Genomic DNA, 20,249 nt, shown 5'->3' on the forward strand with positions numbered 1-20,249 from the left:
AAATAGGTCAATGAACTTAATTTATGCACATATACGCAAAAAATGAGCCATGTGTTTGGGCGGATTATTTAAAAAAGTTTAAAATTAAAAAAGTGAATTATCCGGCGAATCGGCCGATTCGATTTTTTCTTTTACGACGAAAGATGTAAATTTGCGGAAAAGAGCGTTATGTTGGATGAAGCAGTAATTTGTGCTATTTCTACGGCTCCGGGTACCGGAGCTATTGCCGTTGTACGTCTGTCCGGAAAGGGGTGTTTTGCTTTGGCAGATGAGGTTTTTATTTCTCCCTCGGGGAAAAAGTTGGCGGATTGTTTGCCTAACACCGTACATTTCGGACAATTGCAGGAGGGGGAAGATGTCATCGATGAAGTACTGGTTGCGGTATTTCGCGCTCCGCATTCTTTTACGGGAGAAGACTCCGTAGAGATTTCCTGTCACGGTTCTGTTTATATTCAACAGCGTATATTGCAATTGTTAGTAAATAAAGGGGCACGCCTTGCGGCTCCCGGTGAATTTACCCAGCGGGCTTTCCTGAATGGGAAAATGGATCTTTCACAGGCGGAGGCGGTAGCCGACCTGATCGCTTCTTCTTCTTCGGCTGCGCATAAAATGGCTCTCCGGCAAATGAAAGGCGGTTTTTCGGCAGAATTGATAAAATTGCGGGCCGAATTACTGCATATCACTTCTTTATTGGAACTGGAACTGGATTTTTCGGAAGAGGATGTGGAATTTGCCGACCGTTCGGAATTACGCCGTATCGCCGGAAATATCGAAAAGCTATTGACTCGATTGTGCCGTTCGTTCTCTTTGGGTAATGTGATTAAAAACGGGGTCCCCGTGGCGATTGTCGGGAATACCAATGTGGGGAAAAGTACCTTGCTCAATACTTTGTTAAAAGAAGACAAGGCGATTGTATCGGATGTCGCCGGAACAACGCGGGATACTATCGAAGACACGATCAATTTGCAGGGAATAGCTTTCCGTTTTATCGATACGGCGGGTATACGCCATACGGATGATATTGTGGAGAATATCGGAATCGAGCGTACGTTTGCCAAAATAGGGGAGGCCAGTGTTGTTTTGTTATTGACGGATTTGAGCCGTGGGGCGGATTGTTTTGAAAGTTATTACAGTCAGGTAAAGGAAAAGATTTCTCCGGAAGCCGAATTACTGATTGTGTTGAATAAAACAGATAAAGCCCAGGATATATTGACCACTCTCGAAACGATCAAATTACTGACCTCCGGCGAGAAAATCATTGCCATTTCAGCTAAAACAGGCGCGAACCTGGAACAGCTTACCGACGAATTGGTGAATACCGTAAATACGCATGCACTCCACACGGGAGACGTGATTGTCAGCAATATTCGCCATTATGAAGCGCTTTCCCATGCGCGGGATGCCGTTATCCGGGCCATTGCCGGCCTCGATTCGGGTTTAAGCGGCGAATTCATCTCCCAGGACATCCGCGAATGCCTCCACTACCTCGGCGAAATCACCGGCGAAATCACCACCGACGAAGTCCTCGGTAATATCTTTAAACATTTCTGCATCGGGAAGTAATACACTGTAAATATCAATAGATTATAGAGTCGGTGTTAGGAATTAAAAGAAGAAGCAATATGTTTTTATAGTACTGATTATCAGCATTATGTGTTTGGTGGAATAATAAATCATTATCTTAAATTCTATGATGCGGTAAGTAGACAAATTTCATAAATATCACTAAAACTTATCACAATTACAGATAATATTCATACGGGACTAACCTGTATTTTGGTGTTAAAAAAGTGTCGTAAGGAGGGAGATGATATTTTGTGTATTGATGCATCAAAAGAGTTTGAAAAAGTAAAAAAACAAAACAAGCTTTTGCCGGAACATATCGAGAAGATTGTCAATCCGACATGGAGTAAAAAAAGAAGTGTATAGATCAGATGGTAAAAGCTCTAAAGTAGTTATTACATAGTAATTACATCAAGCATATAAAATAGATCGCTATCTTTGTTGCAAACTAATAGATGTAATGACGAGGATAAAAACATTTACTCAGCGTGATTATATCAAAGCCAACGGAAGAGCCTCTCGCTTGGCAGAAGTTGAAAATCACACACGCCTCGTAAGTATTGCAGGGGTGTACAAGTCAAAAAAGGTTTATGACCGCAAACGTAATAAGGCAGAGATGGAAAGGGCTCTGTCTTATTTGTTTTTTATAGGCTTCCGTGAATGTTTACAGGATATGTTTCGATTCTGTAATATGCACCTCTATTATACCTTATCGGGTGTATTGTTTGTTAAAATATATGGTTTTATACCCGAAAGGTTATAATTTGGGTTATTTACATTATATTTGTACCCAAAAGGGTATAATATGAATACAGCTTCTTTATCTGAATATGTAAAGTCGATGCGTAAAGAGCACGGTTTGACACAAGTGGAACTCTCGGAGAAATCGGGAGTCGGGTTACGATTTGTGCGAGAATTAGAGCAAGGCAAGGAGACCTTACGCCTTGACAAAGTAAATCAAGTATTAAATCTCTTCGGAGTAAAAGTGGGGGTTGTTCCTATGGATAAAACTACAAATCAATGAGACAAGCCAATATATACAACCACAACCTCTTTGCGGGGGTTCTGACCGAAGATGAGGACGGTTATACTTTTCAGTATGATGCTGATTATCTTCAATCAAATGTAGCCGAAGCTATCAGCCTCACTCTGCCTTTGAGAAGTAAACCATACATGGAAAAGATACTTTTTCCGTTTTTTGACGGATTGATACCTGAAGGATGGCTCTTAGATATTGCGGAAAAGAGTTGGAAAATCAATCGCCGTGATAGAATGTCGCTGCTGCTTGCCTGCTGCAAAGATTGCATAGGGGCGGTGAGTGTTGAACCTATACTAAATGAAGAGGCATAGCTATGAAAAGATGTCTATATTGTTATCAGGAGTTGACTGATGGAGAAAAAGACTTTCATCCTCGTTGTGCCAAAAAGATATTTGGTAGTACCGATATTCCGCTTCTACTATACGCAAAAGATGAAATTGAATCATTAGCCGAAAAAGTGGTACGTTCTCAAACTACACTAACCGGAGTACAAGCAAAACTCTCTCTCGATATAGAAAAAATAAAAGGAGAACCACAACGGTTTACTATCGTAGGATTATGGGGGCGTTATATCCTAAAACCTCAAACAGAGCAATTTGATCATCTTTCTGAAGTCGAGGATTTGACAATGCACCTAGCCGAATTAGCTAAAATAAAGGTTGTTCCTCATTCGCTTATACGCTTTGAAGATGGAGAATTAGCCTATATCACTAAACGCATAGATAGAACTGCAAACGGTGCGAAGCTGGCAATGGAAGATATGTGTCAGTTATCGGAACGCTTAACAGAATACAAATACAAAGGTTCTTATGAGCAGATAGTCAAAATTATTACACAACACTCCGCTACACCCAAACTCGATGTGGTGAACTTTTGGGAACAGCTTCTGTTCTCGTGGATTACAGGCAATGCTGATATGCATTTGAAGAACTTTTCGCTTTACAGTTTGCGAAAAGGCTCTTATGCGCTCACTCCGGCATATGATATGATATCCACATTTCTTGTTATGCCCGAAGATACAGAGGAACTTGCCTTAATGCTCAATGGCAAGAAACGTAAAATAAAGCGTTCTGATTTTGAGGTTGCAATGAATAGTAGCGGCTTAGAGAAGAAGATTATAGATAATTTATTTGTTAAATTTGAAAGGGTTGCCGACAAGTGGTTCGAGTTTATCGATATATCGTTTTTACCTGATGAAATGAAAGAACGATATAAACATATTATAGCAGATAAGTTAGACGTTTTGAAATAATAACTTATAATATATAAAAACAGAGTAGTAATGGAAGAAATTACACTTTTGGCAAAGCTTGGAGAGTATCAGTATATGGCAAAGCTTATAAAAGATGGGGAGTTATATCTTCGTCCAATGTCTGACTTTGCAAAAATGGACTCAGTGAATGGAATTGGAGATAAGTATGAAAATGTGACTTCGTATGTCTCTCCCAAAAATCCTTCTATTAAGATTCAATTAAAAGATGGTAGAGAAATTCCTTTATCTGAAAGCTCAAAAATTACTTATGTAGAGCATGATTGTTGTGACTTTTTAATTTATAGTATGGTGATGATTGATTTTATAAAAACAAGAGAAACACTGAAGCTCAAACATCCAGATGAATTAAATAAAATCGGATCTGGCTATGATACATTGGTTATAATATATGATCACAATGAGTTTATCAAACGTATTAAACAAGCTATTAATAATCAGTGGAGTATGGAGTGTAGGCCAGTAAATTATTATCCAGAAAAAGATATTGTTTTAAAAGAATTAGGTCCGTTTGATAAAAGAGAGTCATATGCCAATCAAAAAGAATTTCGTTTTTGTTTTGAGTGCAATATTAACATCCCATATAGTTTAAAAATCGGGAATTTAGAAGATATTGCACAAATTGTACAAGCTAAGCCGGTGTGAAGTTTGTGCTATGATAGCACTTTTTAATCATTTTTCTTGTCTTTGTTCCTGCAAACCATTTTGTAGCTTAAGTATGGTAACAGCCATAAAATCAATTTCTTCAGTTTGATTTTACGGCTTACAAAAAAATACTAAAAATTGCGGTACAACACGTACGTGTAACCATATAATAATCAAATAAAAAACTTATCGTAGAAATCTGTCTATTTGTAAAAAAGCACTTTGTATTGCTTGAAATATAAGGTATTGATAATTAGAAATATATATGCACTGCATCGGCAAGTGAGGATTGCTTATATTTATTTTGTATTTCATTAAAATGCTGAAATTAAAAAATTATTGTAACTTTTTTATATCCTTTGGTAAAATCGAGGTTTATTCCAATCTCATAGCTTTTTCAGCCAATAGTATGTTCAGTCGGAAAAATCTGAATGTACAGAGTCAGATGTTTTGAATACATTGATATTTGGTGAACCGTTTTAAAATGCTGCTATATTATTGTCATTTTATTTTGTCAACTGTGTTTTTGAAAGCAGCTCGAGTAATTGCTTCTTTTTCACCGGTTTTGCCAGGAAATCATTACATCCTGCCTCGATAGCGTTGCTGCGATCTGAGTCGAAAGCGTTGGCTGTGAGTGCAATGATCGGTATTTCGGTGTTAAATTCCCGAATTTTTCTTGTTGCTTCCAAACCTCCCATGATCGGCATTTTCAGATCCATGAGAACGAGATTGAATTTTTCGTAACGGATTTTTTCGATAGCTTCGACGCCATTCTCAACCCGGGTAAGATCATAATCTTTGAGAATATGAAATACCAGTGAATAATTGCTGTCATTATCTTCCGCAATTAGAATTTTTATTTTTTCTTCCGGGTTTTCATTTTGTACAAATTGTGATTTCGTTTGAGGTTGAACGACCTGATCGATCTGTCCCAGTATAGATATTTCACAAGGTACCCATGCCCAGAATGTCGATCCGACCCCCGGCTCGGAAGTGAAGCCGACTTCTCCTCCTGCGGCTTCGACAATTGCTTTGGAGATTGCCAGGCCGAGTCCGGTTCCCTGGGCAAATTCATTGAGTTTTTGAAACCGTCCGAATACCCTGTCCTGTAATTGTTTCTGAATGCCTGCTCCTGTGTCTTCGACATAAATCCGGATACCTCCTTTTTCGATGGAATATCCCATTTTTATGTATCCGGATTTTGTACATTTTACCGCATTGGTGAGGAAATTCATCCATACTTGTTTGAGTCGGTTACGATCCAGAAAAATCCAACAGTCCGGATAAGAATTGTCGAGACGGAATTCGACATTGGGGTTTGTGACTTTCGGTTGGATCATGGTGTATAATTCGCTGCATACTTGAGCCGGCTTGAATTTTTCCCGTTTGCGATCGAGGATGCCGGATTCGATTTTGGAGAGGTCCAAAATATCGTTTATCAATCGCAGCAATAATTCGTTGTTGGAGTCGATGATGTTCCAGTACTCTTCTTTTTCGGCCGGGTCGTCACAATTGACCATTAGTTCGGAAAACCCGACGATGGCGTTTAGCGGTGTACGTATCTCATGGCTCATATTGGCTAAAAATGCGGATTTGAGTCGGTCGGAAAGTTCGGCTTTGTTTTTCATTTCCTTTAATTCTTGAGCCATCTTTTCCCATTTTGTATTGTTGATCGTGATACCGGTGTAACGAATGACATGTCCTTTCTTGTTCTTTTCAACGGGAATACCGGTAACAATAAGAGTTTGCCATTCTTGATCCCATTTTGTTCTGGAACGGTATTGAAAACTGAACTCTTTGTTCGTTCTTTGAAGCATGTTGTCTATCTTTTCGCGTACATGCTCGGTATCCTCGGGATGAGAGAATTTCAGGTAATCTTCCGGCATAATAGCCTTTTGGGGATGGAAATCATTTACCGGATCGTTAAATGCCCGGAACTGTTTACTCTCGACATCGAAATCCCAGTGAGACATTCCGACTGTTTTGAACATGAGTTCCATTTTATAGTTCCGCTCTTTAAGTTCTTCGTTTAGCTGGTGAAGTTTGGATATGTTTTGCCGGAAACCTGTAAATCGTATGACTTCGCCATTTTCGTCATACTCGAAGGGAACACCTGTGACGTTACAATATTGCCAGGAGTCGTCGTATTTCGTTTGTATGCGGCAGGTGAAATTGACGTTGAGTTTTTTGCCTGACAACATGGATTGTATGGCATCGTTGACTACCGATTGGTCTTCGGGATGTATTGCATCCAGATATTCTGTCACCGTTACCAGTTTATCAGGGGCATAATCATTTACCGGATCGTTATAAGATTCGAATTTCCGGATTCGTATGTCGAAATCCCAATGGACAATATCACTGACATTCATTGCCAGTTCACGTTTTATGATCAAATCCTGGGCTTTTTTGGCCATTTGTATTTTTTCGGTGACGTCCAGTTGGGTGCCGACAATCTGTAATTTACCCATATGTTCTGTGGATAAACGCATTCTACTTTCATAATGGCGATACTGTCCTTCCTCTTCATTGAAGGCGCGTACGGTTATCTGACCCTGTTGTATATCTTTATTTATCAGTCGGGTGAAAAGTTCTGTCATCGGGGTACGGTCCTGCGGATGCAGCATTTGCTGTAATTCTTCCAGTGTCATGCCGTTTCTGAAGATAGGATTTCCATGTAACGAACCGAATATTTGTTTACGCACATCGTATACCCAGGAAGACATGCTGGCCGCTTCCATGGCCATTTCCAGGTTTTTCTTGTTTTCTTCCGTGCGGTATTCTGTTTCTTTTTTGCCGGTTACGTCGTTGGCAAACAGCATGTGTCCGACAATATCCTCTTTTTGATTGCGTATGGAAACGATTCTGACTTCATAAATCATGGTATTCTGATTGTTGGTCAAGAAATACTCTTTTTTTATGCGGTCAAAATCGTATTCAAATTCCAAAACGATATCCTCTCCGGATTTTATCTTTGCTTCAAGTGCTTCATCGACATAAGGACTGTCGAAAAGATTGACTTTATCTATTACCGTCCTGCGGTCGTCGACGCCGTACATATGCAGTGCATAGTCGTTTATGCTCCGCAAAATACCTTTTGCATCATAGATTTCGATGCCTATCGGCAAACGGGTGTATACACTCTCTGTGAACAGGATTTGCTTATGCAGTAATTCGGACATTTCCTTTTCAAAAGACATTTTGTCGTTTTCGGGAGAGGCAGTTTTATGTTGTTTCATTTTATACTTTTTTACACATGGCAGTTTAGCGCATGATGTGGATTGTGCGCCGATATTCTGAAGGAGACATACCCGTATGTTGACGGAAAAAACGGCTCATGGAGGATTGATTGGAAAATCCGGTCTGGCGAACCACATCTTTTATTTCAAGGTTTGTATCCCGTAAAAGCTTTTTTATTTCGACGATAATATAGTCTGCGATTATTTCCCGGGCGGATTGACCATTTATTTCTTGTATGACTTTAGTCAGATATAGAGGCGATATACACAATTTGTCGGCGTAAAAAGCAATTTCCCTGTGGGTTTTGTGATGTTCGAAAACCAACATAGCGAATTTAAAGGCTATTTTTTCTTTTTTGGAATTTAAAGGGATATCTTTTTTGAGACTTATTTTTTTCTGAAAATGCGTATAAAAATCCCAATAATAAATTCGTAACAAATGCAAAATCGTCTCCCGGTAGAAAATGGAATCATCGTTGCTTTCCCTATAATCGATTACCCGGCAAAAACCAAGGAATCTTTGGGCATCTCTGTCATTTAGATGAATATGGAAATTCTTCCGCATATAAAAGAAAAAATCAGGAGTTATTTTTCCTAAACTGCTCATGATATCGAGAAACATGGTTTTACTGACTTTGAAAAAAGTCATGGAAAAGTCCTTGCTGATTTCACGGATGGCTACCAGTTGTGAAGGCAGAATGGTTATAAGATCGTTCGGGGATATTCGGTGACAGATTGAAAATACTTCAATGACGGCAGAGCCTCCTGTACAAAGTCCACTAAATCCTTCTTTTAAATAAGCTTCATGCTCGTTTGCCGGAAGAAATGAAATATCGGTATATATATGGAAATTATCACTCATTATTGTCAACATGCTATACAAAATTACTGCATTCGTATTTTATTATCCATTTAGTATAGAAATTGAACGTAAATAACAAGTTTTAGTGCCAGAATTTTATGTGTTTTTAGAAAATCCGGGATATCGATTTATTATTACCTGAAAGAACGTTTTTCCGGATGCGGAGATAAATAGGCGGATTTCCGGTTTTGAGGGAGAAAGACCGATATCCGGTTTTTATCTGCGGTATGGAAGGAGTGAGGAAGGCCGGTTTATACATTGTTTTCGAGCCATAAACGTCCTGTTTCGGTTGCGATGCCCCGAAAGAAAATGTTGTAAAAGAGAACCTGGCCGGAATACGGTTCATTATTCAGACGGGCTTCGAACAGACTTGTCTGTAAACGCCTGTTTGTATACTGTATATTCGTATCGGAGCAGATATAACCTTTATTTTTACATGCATTTAAAATTTTTTCTCCCCCTGTCAGCCATTCTTGTCGGACGGTTTCGAACAGATACCGGAATTCATTTGATTTTTGCAGCTCTTGCCAGAAAATTTCTTCCGGTTCGTATAGTCCGTCAACGAAAGATTTTGTGTAGTTCAGTATTTGTAGCATCGGATTATCTTTGTGAGCATTCAGGCAAAGAGAAATCTTATTCCGAACCGGTTCATTTATTTTTTCGATACATTTTTTTACCAGATCAATTCTGCTCGGAAATAATTGATAAATTGTCTTTTTTGAAATTTTCAGATGATGGGTTAAATCTTCTACCCGGAAGGCACGAATGCCGTTCCGGGTGATTGATTGTAAAGCCGCTTTGAGGATTTTTTCTCTTATCTGAGATGTCATTGCTTTAGCTTCGGCCTCCTCCTAAAGCCCGATAAAGATTAATGATACCTTGTATTTCAGTAAATCGGTTCGACACTTGATTCAATTGGGCACTCAATAAAGTTTGCTGGGCCGTCAATACTTCCAGATAAGTCGTATTGCCGTGTTTCATCAGTAATCGGGTACTTTTTACCGCTGTTTCCAAAGCCGATACCTGTTGGGCATACCAGGTCGTTTTCTCTATGGCTGTTTGGTATTGCATGAGTGCGTCGTTCACCTCACTTCCTGCATTTAACAGGGTTTGTGTGAATGCGAGTCCGGCTTCTTCCTGTTGGGCTTTGGCAATGCGTAACTGCGCAATATTCTGTCCTCGGTTGAATAGGGGAGCTGTCAATGATCCTACTGCCGTTGCAATCAGTTTGCCCGGATTGGTTAACAGGGTTCCGGCATTGTTTGTCCAGCCTGCACTTCCGTTCAGAACGATCGACGGATAGAAGGCCGACCGGGCTGTATTAGTGGTATAAAGAGCCTGGGCCAAAGATAATTCCGCACTTTTCACATCCGGACGGTTGGAAAGCAATTGTAAAGGGATGCCTAACGAAAAGCTTTCAGGTAATTGCTGGTCTGCCAGGCGACCGCGCCGAATCCTTTGGGGGGGAGCTGCCAGTAATAGGGACAAAGCATTTTCTACTTGATTGATCTGTTCCCGAAGATCCAGTAACGTCGTATGGATCTGATAATAGGTCGCTTCGGTTTGAGCCAGGCCGGCTTCCGTTACCATCCCGGCTTTTTTCATGGCTCGTGTCGCTCCGACACTTTCTTTCCAATTGGCTTCCGTCGCCTGAGTTATTTCATATTGGGCATCCAGCATCAACAAGGTGTAATAGCTGTTTGCTATATTTGCGATCAATTGAGTTTGTACAGCCCGGGCATATTCTTTGCTTTGTAGGTAAGCTGCTTTACTCCGGCGCTTGGTATTGGTCAACCGGCCGAAAACATCTATTTCCCAACTGGCTGCCACTGGTAATGTATACGTTTTTGTTGCTTTACCGTGGTTAAAGCTACTCACACTGCCTTCCGGTGCCAGAGCAAATGACGGCAAATAGGATAAGCGTGCGGACAGTAAAGAAGCTTCTGCTTCTTTTATTTTTAAATGAGCTGTTTGCAGATCGGTATTGTTTTGTAGCCCGGTAGTGATTAAAACCTGTAACTGCGGATCGGTAAATACTTCCTGCCAACTGAGATTGCCCAGGCTATTGGTGTCGGCGGTTGCGGTACTGTCGGTCAAGCCGTACAGGTTGTCCGGCACTTCACTGACAGGCTTATATTTGGAATAAATGCCGCAACTGCTCACTAGAATGGCAGTTGTCAATGATATTATTATTTTCTTCATTTCGTTTCGTGTTAATTTAGTACATGTATTGAAAAGTACTATTTCTCGATTTGGTTTTCTTCTATTTCAGCTTGGATTTGCCAGTCCCGGGTTGTTGTGGTCTGGATGGGACGGAATTTTTCCTCGATAAACTGGAAAATGACGAATAGAGTCGGTACAATAAACAATAAGGCCAATGTGCCGATTACCATACCGCCGACTGCTCCGGTACCTAATGAACTGTTACCGTTAGCGCCAACACCGGTAGAGAACATCAGGGGTAGCAGACCGAATATCATGGTTAGTGCCGTCATCAGGATCGGGCGCAAACGGGCCTTGGCCGCACTGACAGCGGCGGCAATTATGCCCATGCCGGCAGCCCGGCGTTCGGAAGCATATTCCGTCAGTAGAATCGCTGTTTTGGCCAGTAAGCCGATTAACATGATTAATCCGGTTTGTAAATAGATATTATTTTCCAGTCCGATGGTTTTAGCAAAAAGGAAACTCCCCATCAATCCGAAAGGCACACTCAGAATAACCGCAAACGGAATCAGAAAACTTTCATAGAGGCCGCACAAAATCAAATAGATCATCAGAATACAGATGGCAAAGATGATAACGGTGGTGTTTGTCTGCTGATTTTCTTCCCGGGTAATACCCCCGAAATCATAACCGAACCCTTTCGGCAAAGCCTGTTCGGCTGTTTCTTTTACAGCACGTATAGCGTCGCCGGTACTGTAGCCATCTGCCGGCATTGCATTTACGGCAATGGAATTGTACATATTGAAGCGGCTTAATGTTTCGGCTCCGTAGCTCCGGTTCAACATGACAAACTGGCTCAAGGGAGCCATTTCTCCATTGGACATCCGAACGAAAGTATTGTTAAGAGATGCTTCATCCAGACGATATTTCGGATCGGCCTGGATCATAACCCGGTACACTTTTGAGAAACGGTTGAAGTCCGATACATATTGTCCGCCGTAATATCCCGATAGCGTACCAAGTACTGCATCCGGTGTAATCCCGGCTCGTTTGCATTTGGAGGCATCAATTTCCACTGTCCATTGCGGATAGCGGATATCGAAGGTCGAATAGGCCATAGCGATTTCCGGGCATTGGTTCAAAGCTCCTAAATATTGCTGGGTTGTGGTGAAAAATGTATTGATGTCTCCTCCCATTTTGTCCTGCATATGTAGTTCCAGGGCATTCCCCATGCCGTATCCCGGAATCATACCCGGAGATATGGCAAAGACACTGGCGTCTTTGATGTCGGCTGTACGGCCGTATACTTGTCTGATCACCGCCTGTACGTTATCTTCTTTGTCGGGGCGTTCGTCCCAGTGTTTCAATTTCAGAATCAGCATACCGAAGGAATTTCCCTGACCGGCAAGTAGGCCGTAGCCGGCTACTTTCTGTACATGTTTCACCTGTGGAATATCTTTCACCCGTTCTTCAATTCGGATCATAATGTCGTTGGTTGTTTTCAGTGAGCTACCGGCCGCTGAACTGACATTGACGAACACTACCCCTTGGTCTTCATCGGGTACAAGTCCGGTTTTAGTGGTATTCATCAGGATGACAAGCACGACCACCGAACCTATCAGCAATGAAACTGCCAGCCAGCGACGGCGGATGAAAAACAGTACTCCCCGTTTGTATTTTTCGATGATGGTACTGAAAGCTACATTGAATGCTTTCCGGAAACGGGCTGCGAAGTTATTTTTCTGGTTCCCGTTCTCATCCATATAAGGTCGTAGCAGCAGGGCACACAAGGCAGGACTCAGTGTTAAGGCATTCAGTGCGGATATACCTACGGCAACGGCCATTGTCAATCCGAACTGGGTGTAGAAGGTACCGGATGTACCGCTCATAAAAGAAACCGGAATGAATACGGCCATAAATACCAGGGAAGAAGAAAATATAGCCGAGCTGATTCCTTTCATGGCGTCGATACTGGCCATATAAGGAGAACGATAGCCTACGTCAAATCGTTCCTGTACGGCTTCTACCACTACAATGGCGTCGTCTACGACGGTGCCGATTACCAATACTAATGCAAATAAAGTAATCAGGTTGATACTGAATTCTGCTATGGACATAAAAGCGAAGGTACCGATCAATGAAACAATGATACCCACCAGAGGAACGAGTGTAGAACGGAGGTCCTGCAGAAAGACATATACGACCAGAATGACCAGCAAGATTGCTTCCAGTAAAGTTTTTACGACTTCGTGGATAGAGGCAAACAAAAAGTCATTGGAACTCATCATTTGTGTCAGTTCCACGCCCTGGGGCAAATCTTTCCGGGCTTCTTCCAGAAATCGGTCTATATTTTGGTTTACTTCCGTTGCATTCGAACCGGCGGTTTGGAATATCATACACGAGATACCGCTATGTCCGTCCAATCCCCCTTTATAAGCATAGGAGTCCTGTCCGAGTTCGATGTCCGCTATGTCTTTCAGTTTGAGAATTTCACCTTCTTCCGTAGAACGGATGATGATTTCACCGAATTCTTCGGGGGTTATCAGGCGTCCTTTGTATTTCATAGTGTATTGATAGGTTTCGTCGGAATTTTCCCCGAACGAACCGGTTGCCGATTCGATGTTTTGTTCGGCTAAAACCAGGGTGATATCGGAAGGAATCAGTTTGTACTGTGCCATTACATCGGGCTTCATCCATACCCGCATACTGTAGCTGCCTCCCATAATCATCATATCGCCGACGCCTGCAATACGAAGGATTGAGGGTTTCAGATTGATATTGATGTAATTGGACAGAAAGTTTTCATCGTACGCATCTTCCGGGCTATGCAGGGAAAACATCTGCAAGATACTGGTCTGGCGCTTGGAAGTCGTAACGCCTACCTGGGTTACTTCTGCCGGTAATTGTCCGGTTGCCTTCGATACCCGGTTTTGTACGTTTACGGCTGCCATGTCCGGGTCCGTTCCCTGTTTAAAATAAACGGTAATGGTTACCGTACCGGCATTCGAGGCTGTAGACGTCATATAAGTCATGTTTTCCACACCGTTGATGGCTTCTTCCAGGGGAGCGATGACACTTTTTTGCAGGGTTTCCGCACTGGCGCCGTAGTAGGTTGTACTTACCTGTATTGTGGGAGGTGCGATATCCGGGTATTGTTCGACGGGCAGAGTAAACAGCCCGATAATACCCACGACAATTATAGCGATAGAAATGACCGCCGACAAAATGGGGCGTTCTATAAAAGTTCTGATGTTCATTTTTTGTTTTTAATTTTGTTTTGCTTTAATCGGGGTTCCTTCACGCAGTAGTCCAACGCCTTCTGTTACGATTATGTCGCCTTCGCCGAGGCCTTCCGTGACGATATATTCTTTACCTCCGTTTACACGGGTTACACGGACAGGTGTCGATTGGGCTTTTCCGTCTACAACTTTGTATACAAACGATTTGTCCTGAATTTCAAAAGCCGCAGCCTGAGGAATAACGATACAACCGTTTTGTTCCGAGGGTATCATTACATTACCGGTCCCGCCGCTGTGTAATAATTCGTCCGGATTCGGAAATATGGCACGCAGGCTTACGGTGCCGGTGGTACGGTTGATGACTCCGCTGATGGATTCGATTTTTCCTTTTTCAGAGTAAGCGGATTTATCGTTTAATTGCAAATTGATTTCAGGCATATTTTTCAAAGCCTCTTCTTTAGAACCGTATTGCCGTATCAGATTCAGCAATTGATTTTCAGTCATTGAAAAATAGACATACATATCCGAATTATCGGAAACGGTTGTCAAAGGTTCGGACATTGCCGAACCGACCAGTGTCCCTACCCGGTAAGGCAAAGTTCCTACTACGCCGTCTACCGGACTTTTTACTACCGTATAAGAGAGGTTGTTGCGGGCATTTACTTCCTGGGCTTTCATTTGAGCCAGTTGTGCTTCTGCTGCCAGTAAGGCATTCTTGGCCGTACTCAAATCGAATTCCGATACTACGTTTTGTTTGAACAATTCCTGTTTGCTGGCATAGGTAAGCTGGGCCGTAGCCAGTTGTGCTTCTGCTACAGCTACATTGGCTTCGGCAGTTTGCAAGGCAGCCCGGTAACCGACCTGATCTATGATAAACAAGGTTTGGCCTTTTTTCACTTGTTCTCCTTCCTGTACACACAATTGAGTCAGGAAACCGCCTACTTGCGGATAGATTTCAATATCCTGCCTCCCCCGGATTGTTGCTGAATACATATTCAGCAGAGTCCGTGCAGCCGGTTTTACTGTCATTACCTGATAACCGGCCTCCTGTATTGTAGGTTTTTCGGTTTTACAGCTCACCATAATCACACAACAGATGAAAACGATCATCTGTTTCAGTTTACATACATTTCTGTTCATTTTTGACGCTTAAAATTTATTTCGGCGCAAAAGTACGGGAATGTTCACGAATACATCCGTTCATAACACGAGCAACATTGTTCATTTTCGGAGTAAATTTTATATATTTATCTGAAAAAATGTAATTTTGCTGTTAAAAAACAGAATATTTATGGAGCAGCGCAATCCTTTTCGTACCTCATTTACAGAGCCTTTTATAACGGGGTGTGACAATTTATCATCGCTTTACAACCGATTGTGCAAGATAGAGAGTGCCGTGATTCTTTTTTGCCGGCAAGGTAATGCTCGTGTTACTGTCGATTTGCACGAATATGATATTGTCCCTTATACGGTCATATTTTTATTGCCGAGTCATATTATCGATATTATTTCAGCCGGTAAAGATTTTCAAATGGCTTATTTTGCCTGTTCTGAAGCGATGTTCCGGGAGGCTTCCTTTCGGTTTAATCCCCGGTTTTTCCATTTTATCAAGGAGAATCCCTGTAAGGTATTTCCGTCTTTGCATTGGGAGGCCGTCGAGGGACTAATGAATGCTACTGCGACTATTTATGCGGATTTCAATAACCGTTTCCGCTATGAAATTGCTAAAAATTTATTGCAGATCTGGCTGATGGATTTGTATGACAAAACCTACCGTTGGTTTACTGTTCAGGATATGGAAGGCCATAACCGTCAGGAGGAATTATTGAAACATTTTATTTCTTTGATTCACTCTTATTGTAATTCCGAGCGCGAAGCGGGCTTTTATGCAAATATGCTTTGTATTTCGACCAAATATCTTACCGATATCTGCACGGCTATTACAGGTAAATCTGCCAAAAAGCTGATTGATGAATTTGTATTGCTGGAGATTAAAGTATTGCTTCAAAATACGGAATTTCCCATTCAGGAAATCAGTAACCGCCTGAATTTCCCCGATCAATCTTATTTGGGACGCTATTTTAAACGGCAGATGGGAATCTCGCCCAGTGCATACAGGGAAAAATTTATAAAATAATAAGAAAACCGTTTACCTGTGACTTTTCCGGTTTTTGAAAAATTCCATAGAGAAGTAAATCGTATGGCTTAAAGAATTTGATAAAATGTATAAGAGAAAAAGTATTTTTCCAGCAATAATGTATACTGATTATTTTTATATGTAAATAATTTTGTTTTGAAAGACAAAAAATTGGCATATATTTGTAAAATGTTGATATTCCTGCCGGATACAAATTGTGGGTGTTGGGCTGTATTTAGCTTGATAAAAAAAGTTGGGGGGACTTACCCATTGTGAGCCGGGGACAACCTTGTCTCCGGGTGATGGTTCAGTATGAGAATCGATGTCCAAACCTTAATGCTGTTGTATGAGATATAGATGGTATGCCTTGCTATTGCCCGCATTAATCGTATTGTTTCTGTTTTATTATGATGTATTCTATTCCGGTTATATAGAGGAACTTTACCGGATAGAAAAGATGTATAATGATCATCCAATGGAGGCGCGGGCGGTATTACTGAAGATCGATCCCAGGAGTTTGACCCGGAAGGAACGGGCGTTATATGGCCTTTTGCGGATAAAAAACCATAGCGGATATGATTCGTTCACTGAATTGGATTCCCTTGCCGAAGAGGCGATCGATTATTACAGGCATGCAATCGATTCGTCGAGATTGTTTCAGTTGTATTATTTTAAAGGTAAAATACTTGGAGAGAAAGGCTTTTTGGTGCGGGCGGCAGTGCATTACCGGAAGGCGCAGGAATACGCGGTGGAAAACGATCTCGATACCAGGTATCTCTTAAGTTCCTCTATGGGGAGGATGTATCATGTAAAAATGATGCGTGAAGATGAGAAGAGGGCCAAACTGGAAGCTCTGCATTATGCGGGATTATTGAATGACTCTCTGTTGCTGGGGCAAGCGTTGATCGAGATGTCCGGATATTATTACGGCACGGGCGATTACGAATTGTGCAGGGGTGTACTGAAACAGGCTGTCCGGCTTATGCCTGTTTCTGACAAGGAAAGATTGGCAACCGTTTATGCGAAACTAAGCCAGACTTATTTGTCTGTGAATCGGGGGGATTCTGCTCTGTATTACATAGACCGGGCTTTGGCATTGACAACAGATCGTTTAGCCGTTTACCGGTATTACAACCGGAAAGGGGATGCTTTTTTAAAACTCGGTCGTAAAGATTCTGCCGAATATTATTTCAGTTATTCTCTGGTGAGTGGGGACATTCGGACACAAATGGCGGCTTATTACGATTTGTCAGGATTGAAGGAAGAAAGCGGTGATCGGAGCGGAGCATTGAAATATCTCAAGTTGTACGTGGCGCAAAGAGATTCTTTGGATCTGGAACGAAAGGAATTGTTTTTCGATAACCTGAGCAATATAGCGGCTTATCAACGGGCCCGGGAAAAGGCCGATTTGAAAGAATCCGAACTCAACCGTAAAAAAATTACGTTTTACAGGATATTGATGGGTGTTTTCTTCGTTTTGTCGTTATTGGTCTGGTTGAGTTACAGAAATGAAAGACACAGAAGAAAACTGAAAGCGAATATCAGGCAGAAAGAGGAAAATATCATGCGGGCACTGCTGCTGCAACAAGAAGCAGAGAATAAATTACTGAAAGAGAGGGAAGGAAAGGAGCAGGCCGAAATGGAACGTTTGAGCCTGACTGTGGAGTATTATAAACGGTTGAATGAGATGACGATTCCGTTTCTTTTGAGAAGCCGGAACAGGCAAGGGGCTATGCATCTGAAGGAGGAGGAGTGGAGTATTATTATAGAAAATACGAATGCCTGTTTTGAAGGTTTCACTTTGAGGATAAAGGCAGTTTATCCGCAGTTGACGGAAGAGGAAATACGTTTTTGCTGTCTTATAAAAATGGAATTGCCGATTTCATTGCTATCCGAAGTTTACCACATTGCCAGAACAAGTATATCGAGGAAAAAAGTAAGGCTGAAGGAAAAAATGAGGATAGAAGAAATGACGTTAGACGATTTTATTCGTGGATTTTAGCCGAATACCGATTTCGGATGTGATGTCTTTTAAGCAATTGTAAAACTGAATTTCCGGAAACTCCCGGTGGATTTTTTCGGTTCTTATTCATAAACTCAACTCTTCGGTCCCCCGAAGAGTTGTTTGTGTTATAAAATTTGGAGAGAAACAAATAGATAACAGGTGTCTGTTTTGCATTTGTACATATATATAAATATTTAAATAGTTGTAATTCAATGTTTTGATGTAATTGATTTGTACATAAGAAAATTTGCTGAAAAGGGTTCGGTGAACCTAATTTTGTCAATGATTCGGATATAGATGTTTGTCGATTACTTAAAATGAATTACGATGAAAAGAAATTTTTTTAGAATTGTATGTTTAATATTTATTACTATAACCTTTTGGGGATGTAATAAAGAGGATTCGGATATCGGTCTCACGGATGCCATTCCGGAAGGTACTGTAGAAAAAGAGTTGGCCGATATTGATCTGTCGGGCTTGAACGGTGAAGCAAAGCTTTATTGTGACCTTATCCAAACGGCTGTTTTTGCCACGAATTCCCATAAACCGGTAATCAGTAGCCGGGTGGTGAACGGAGAAGAAGTAAATCCTTTGCGGGAGAAGCTTAAAGAAATGGAAATATGGGGCGAAAATGGAAATCAGATTTCATTTTTTTCATTGCCGGAAGCGGAACAGGCAGAATTTCTTTCGGACTGGGCTGTTTTCGAAGCGGCTCAAATGACGGAAAAAATCCGGATCGATCCGGAAGTGGAGGAATATATACGGCAACACAATGAAATTATTGTCCATGTACTGGGCGAGGAATCCATTGGCACAAGGGGTATAAATCTGCGGGTAAAAGACAACAAAGCTTTTTTTGCCAAGATCAGGGAACGTATGGAATCTTTGTCGGAATCTGCTGTCGGGCAGCCGGAGACAAAAGGATCGATAACCGATAAAGGGAAAGTCCCTTTTGAAAGGGTCAGGGCTGCCGTGGCAAAATACGGCCGGGTCGGGGATTTTATGTTGGCGTTGCCGAGGCATGGCGCTCCCTGGGTTTTCCTGAATTTCGCCCACGACCAGTTTAAAGTGGGACATACGGCAATTATAAAGAAAGGTGCGGCTTTGGACTCTAAAAGATCTGATGACTTTACATGGGGGTGTCAGATTAAGCAGGGAGTGATGAGTGAAAGATTAGATTATTGGAGTGTAAAGTCTTATGTGATGGGTATTCGGAAAGTGTCCTGGAGGTGGAAATGGAGAGGCTTTAAGAGCCGGTTGGTGATAAGAAAAACACCGGTGTCCCAACCGGCCAGATTGGCTAACCGTGCCGCAGGCTATGAAGGGAGAAAATATGTGAACTGGAGCGAATTCCTCACAGCGAAATGGGCTGCTCCCTCGCGTTTCACCTGTACGACTTTGGTTTGGTATTGCGCTAAAAAGGAGTATGGAGTCAATGTGTCGAGCTGGTGGTCGCCGTTGGTGAGTCCGAGCGGACTGTACCTGGACGAGAGTACTTATGTGAGGAAAGCAATCAGATAATGGAATGTGTCACTTAAATTGAAACAAAGATGTGTATAAAGAATCTGCTTTTTTTATTGGTTGTTGTTCTTTTTTTGTCAGCCTGTCATGACGATAATGGTGCTGAATTGCTCGAATTTTATAAGTCACAGCCCCGCGATCCGGAGCTGATCGGTTGGTGGGGAAGGTATGACGAGCTCAATAAAGAGTACACATATAATATTTACGAGTCCGATGGCCGCTTTTTGACATACGAGATAAAAGATAGCGGAGAGCACTATAAATCATGGACTGATGATTATTATTATACGAAAGATAATAAAATCATGATGTTTCAATATATGTCGGGCAGTTGGAAAGACGGCCCTTCTTTTGAATTCGGTCCCCAGGCGTATAAAATAAATGGCGATACCTTGTTTTTCTATAATGATGATGGCGGGATGTTTGTGTATCGTATCCGGTCGGAACCGAAAGAATAACGGTTCTGAATGTAGTACGCTAAACGTGTTTACGATTATTAATTTACGATTGGGGAGTCCGAGATGGATTATATCCCGGACGCGAGTACTTATGTGAGGAAAGCAATC

General features: G+C 41.6%; 16 protein-coding genes and 1 pseudogene. 11 read left to right on the top strand and 6 right to left on the bottom strand.

The features are described 5' to 3' along the window. Positions 1-168 precede the first annotated feature (168 nt). From mnmE to BN8908_RS00710, 7 genes and pseudogenes are all read left to right on the top strand, one after another. Positions 169-1,563, top strand: a complete 1,395-nt coding sequence (gene mnmE / locus BN8908_RS00685; protein WP_068688382.1) for a tRNA uridine-5-carboxymethylaminomethyl(34) synthesis GTPase MnmE — start codon at positions 169-171, stop codon at positions 1,561-1,563. 168 nt (positions 1,564-1,731) lie between these two features. Further along, a pseudogene (locus BN8908_RS18385) lies at positions 1,732-1,917 on the top strand (N-6 DNA methylase); the annotation flags it as partial. Between the two features lie 106 nt (positions 1,918-2,023). After that, the gene (locus BN8908_RS19110; RefSeq protein ID WP_068688384.1) at positions 2,024-2,326 is read left to right on the top strand and encodes a hypothetical protein; all 303 of its coding nucleotides are present in this window, start codon (positions 2,024-2,026) and stop codon (positions 2,324-2,326) included. Between the two features lie 42 nt (positions 2,327-2,368). Further along, positions 2,369-2,587, top strand: coding sequence for a helix-turn-helix transcriptional regulator (locus BN8908_RS00695; protein ID WP_021986457.1), 219 nt, complete (start codon positions 2,369-2,371; stop codon positions 2,585-2,587). Further along, positions 2,584-2,913, top strand: a complete 330-nt coding sequence (locus BN8908_RS00700) for a HipA N-terminal domain-containing protein (protein WP_068688386.1) — start codon at positions 2,584-2,586, stop codon at positions 2,911-2,913. The genes BN8908_RS00695 and BN8908_RS00700 overlap by 4 nt, the downstream gene beginning before the upstream one ends. A 2-nt stretch (positions 2,914-2,915) precedes the next feature. After that, positions 2,916-3,854, top strand: a complete 939-nt coding sequence (locus BN8908_RS00705) for a HipA domain-containing protein (RefSeq protein WP_068688389.1) — start codon at positions 2,916-2,918, stop codon at positions 3,852-3,854. A 30-nt stretch (positions 3,855-3,884) separates the two neighbouring features. Beyond that, complete coding sequence (locus tag BN8908_RS00710) at positions 3,885-4,517, top strand: hypothetical protein (protein ID WP_068688391.1); 633 nt, start codon at positions 3,885-3,887, stop codon at positions 4,515-4,517. Positions 4,518-5,023: 506 nt separating this feature from the next. Here the strand turns inward: BN8908_RS00710 and BN8908_RS00715 are convergent. From BN8908_RS00715 to BN8908_RS00740, 6 genes are all read right to left on the bottom strand, one after another. After that, positions 5,024-7,756 carry a hybrid sensor histidine kinase/response regulator gene (locus tag BN8908_RS00715; RefSeq protein ID WP_068688393.1) on the bottom strand — a complete coding sequence of 911 codons (2,733 nt, stop codon included), beginning with the start codon at positions 7,754-7,756 and terminating at the stop codon, positions 5,024-5,026. Positions 7,757-7,781: 25 nt separating this feature from the next. Continuing rightward, on the bottom strand, positions 7,782-8,630 hold the full coding sequence (locus tag BN8908_RS00720) for a helix-turn-helix transcriptional regulator (RefSeq protein ID WP_235837398.1): 849 nt from the start codon (positions 8,628-8,630) through the stop codon (positions 7,782-7,784). Between the two features lie 239 nt (positions 8,631-8,869). Further along, positions 8,870-9,448, bottom strand: coding sequence for a TetR/AcrR family transcriptional regulator (locus tag BN8908_RS00725; RefSeq protein ID WP_068688396.1), 579 nt, complete (start codon positions 9,446-9,448; stop codon positions 8,870-8,872). A gap of 4 nt (positions 9,449-9,452) precedes the next feature. Further along, positions 9,453-10,820, bottom strand: coding sequence for a TolC family protein (locus BN8908_RS00730; protein WP_068688398.1), 1,368 nt, complete (start codon positions 10,818-10,820; stop codon positions 9,453-9,455). A 38-nt stretch (positions 10,821-10,858) separates the two neighbouring features. After that, positions 10,859-14,038 carry an efflux RND transporter permease subunit gene (locus BN8908_RS00735; protein ID WP_068688405.1) on the bottom strand — a complete coding sequence of 1,060 codons (3,180 nt, stop codon included), beginning with the start codon at positions 14,036-14,038 and terminating at the stop codon, positions 10,859-10,861. Positions 14,039-14,047: 9 nt separating this feature from the next. After that, positions 14,048-15,160, bottom strand: coding sequence for an efflux RND transporter periplasmic adaptor subunit (locus BN8908_RS00740; protein WP_021987015.1), 1,113 nt, complete (start codon positions 15,158-15,160; stop codon positions 14,048-14,050). 151 nt (positions 15,161-15,311) lie between these two features. Here BN8908_RS00740 and BN8908_RS00745 point away from each other — a divergent pair, with 151 nt between their 5' ends. From BN8908_RS00745 to BN8908_RS00760, 4 genes are all read left to right on the top strand, one after another. Next, positions 15,312-16,157, top strand: coding sequence for an AraC family transcriptional regulator (locus BN8908_RS00745; protein ID WP_021987016.1), 846 nt, complete (start codon positions 15,312-15,314; stop codon positions 16,155-16,157). A gap of 346 nt (positions 16,158-16,503) precedes the next feature. Then, positions 16,504-18,159, top strand: a complete 1,656-nt coding sequence (locus BN8908_RS00750; protein WP_068688407.1) for a tetratricopeptide repeat protein — start codon at positions 16,504-16,506, stop codon at positions 18,157-18,159. 330 nt (positions 18,160-18,489) lie between these two features. Further along, positions 18,490-19,683 carry a hypothetical protein gene (locus BN8908_RS00755; RefSeq protein ID WP_068688409.1) on the top strand — a complete coding sequence of 398 codons (1,194 nt, stop codon included), beginning with the start codon at positions 18,490-18,492 and terminating at the stop codon, positions 19,681-19,683. Positions 19,684-19,712: 29 nt separating this feature from the next. Beyond that, on the top strand, positions 19,713-20,141 hold the full coding sequence (locus BN8908_RS00760; RefSeq protein ID WP_068688411.1) for a hypothetical protein: 429 nt from the start codon (positions 19,713-19,715) through the stop codon (positions 20,139-20,141). Positions 20,142-20,249: the final 108 nt, after the last annotated feature.

The organism is Culturomica massiliensis (genome assembly GCF_900091655.1).
Classification (GTDB): Bacteria; Bacteroidota; Bacteroidia; order Bacteroidales; family Marinifilaceae; genus Culturomica; species Culturomica massiliensis.

Excerpts from the sequence above, each read along its gene's own strand:
- mnmE (WP_068688382.1), top strand. The coding sequence starts at position 169 with ATGTTGGATGAAGCAGTAATTTGTGCTATTTCTACGGCTCCGGGTACC.
- BN8908_RS19110 (WP_068688384.1), top strand. The coding sequence starts at position 2,024 with ATGACGAGGATAAAAACATTTACTCAGCGTGATTATATCAAAGCCAAC.
- BN8908_RS00695 (WP_021986457.1), top strand. The coding sequence starts at position 2,369 with ATGAATACAGCTTCTTTATCTGAATATGTAAAGTCGATGCGTAAAGAG.
- BN8908_RS00700 (WP_068688386.1), top strand. The coding sequence starts at position 2,584 with ATGAGACAAGCCAATATATACAACCACAACCTCTTTGCGGGGGTTCTG.
- BN8908_RS00705 (WP_068688389.1), top strand. The coding sequence starts at position 2,916 with ATGAAAAGATGTCTATATTGTTATCAGGAGTTGACTGATGGAGAAAAA.
- BN8908_RS00710 (WP_068688391.1), top strand. The coding sequence starts at position 3,885 with ATGGAAGAAATTACACTTTTGGCAAAGCTTGGAGAGTATCAGTATATG.
- BN8908_RS00715 (WP_068688393.1), bottom strand. The coding sequence starts at position 7,756 with ATGAAACAACATAAAACTGCCTCTCCCGAAAACGACAAAATGTCTTTT.
- BN8908_RS00720 (WP_235837398.1), bottom strand. The coding sequence starts at position 8,630 with ATGTTGACAATAATGAGTGATAATTTCCATATATATACCGATATTTCA.
- BN8908_RS00725 (WP_068688396.1), bottom strand. The coding sequence starts at position 9,448 with ATGACATCTCAGATAAGAGAAAAAATCCTCAAAGCGGCTTTACAATCA.
- BN8908_RS00730 (WP_068688398.1), bottom strand. The coding sequence starts at position 10,820 with ATGAAGAAAATAATAATATCATTGACAACTGCCATTCTAGTGAGCAGT.
- BN8908_RS00735 (WP_068688405.1), bottom strand. The coding sequence starts at position 14,038 with ATGAACATCAGAACTTTTATAGAACGCCCCATTTTGTCGGCGGTCATT.
- BN8908_RS00740 (WP_021987015.1), bottom strand. The coding sequence starts at position 15,160 with ATGAACAGAAATGTATGTAAACTGAAACAGATGATCGTTTTCATCTGT.
- BN8908_RS00745 (WP_021987016.1), top strand. The coding sequence starts at position 15,312 with ATGGAGCAGCGCAATCCTTTTCGTACCTCATTTACAGAGCCTTTTATA.
- BN8908_RS00750 (WP_068688407.1), top strand. The coding sequence starts at position 16,504 with ATGAGATATAGATGGTATGCCTTGCTATTGCCCGCATTAATCGTATTG.
- BN8908_RS00755 (WP_068688409.1), top strand. The coding sequence starts at position 18,490 with ATGAAAAGAAATTTTTTTAGAATTGTATGTTTAATATTTATTACTATA.
- BN8908_RS00760 (WP_068688411.1), top strand. The coding sequence starts at position 19,713 with ATGTGTATAAAGAATCTGCTTTTTTTATTGGTTGTTGTTCTTTTTTTG.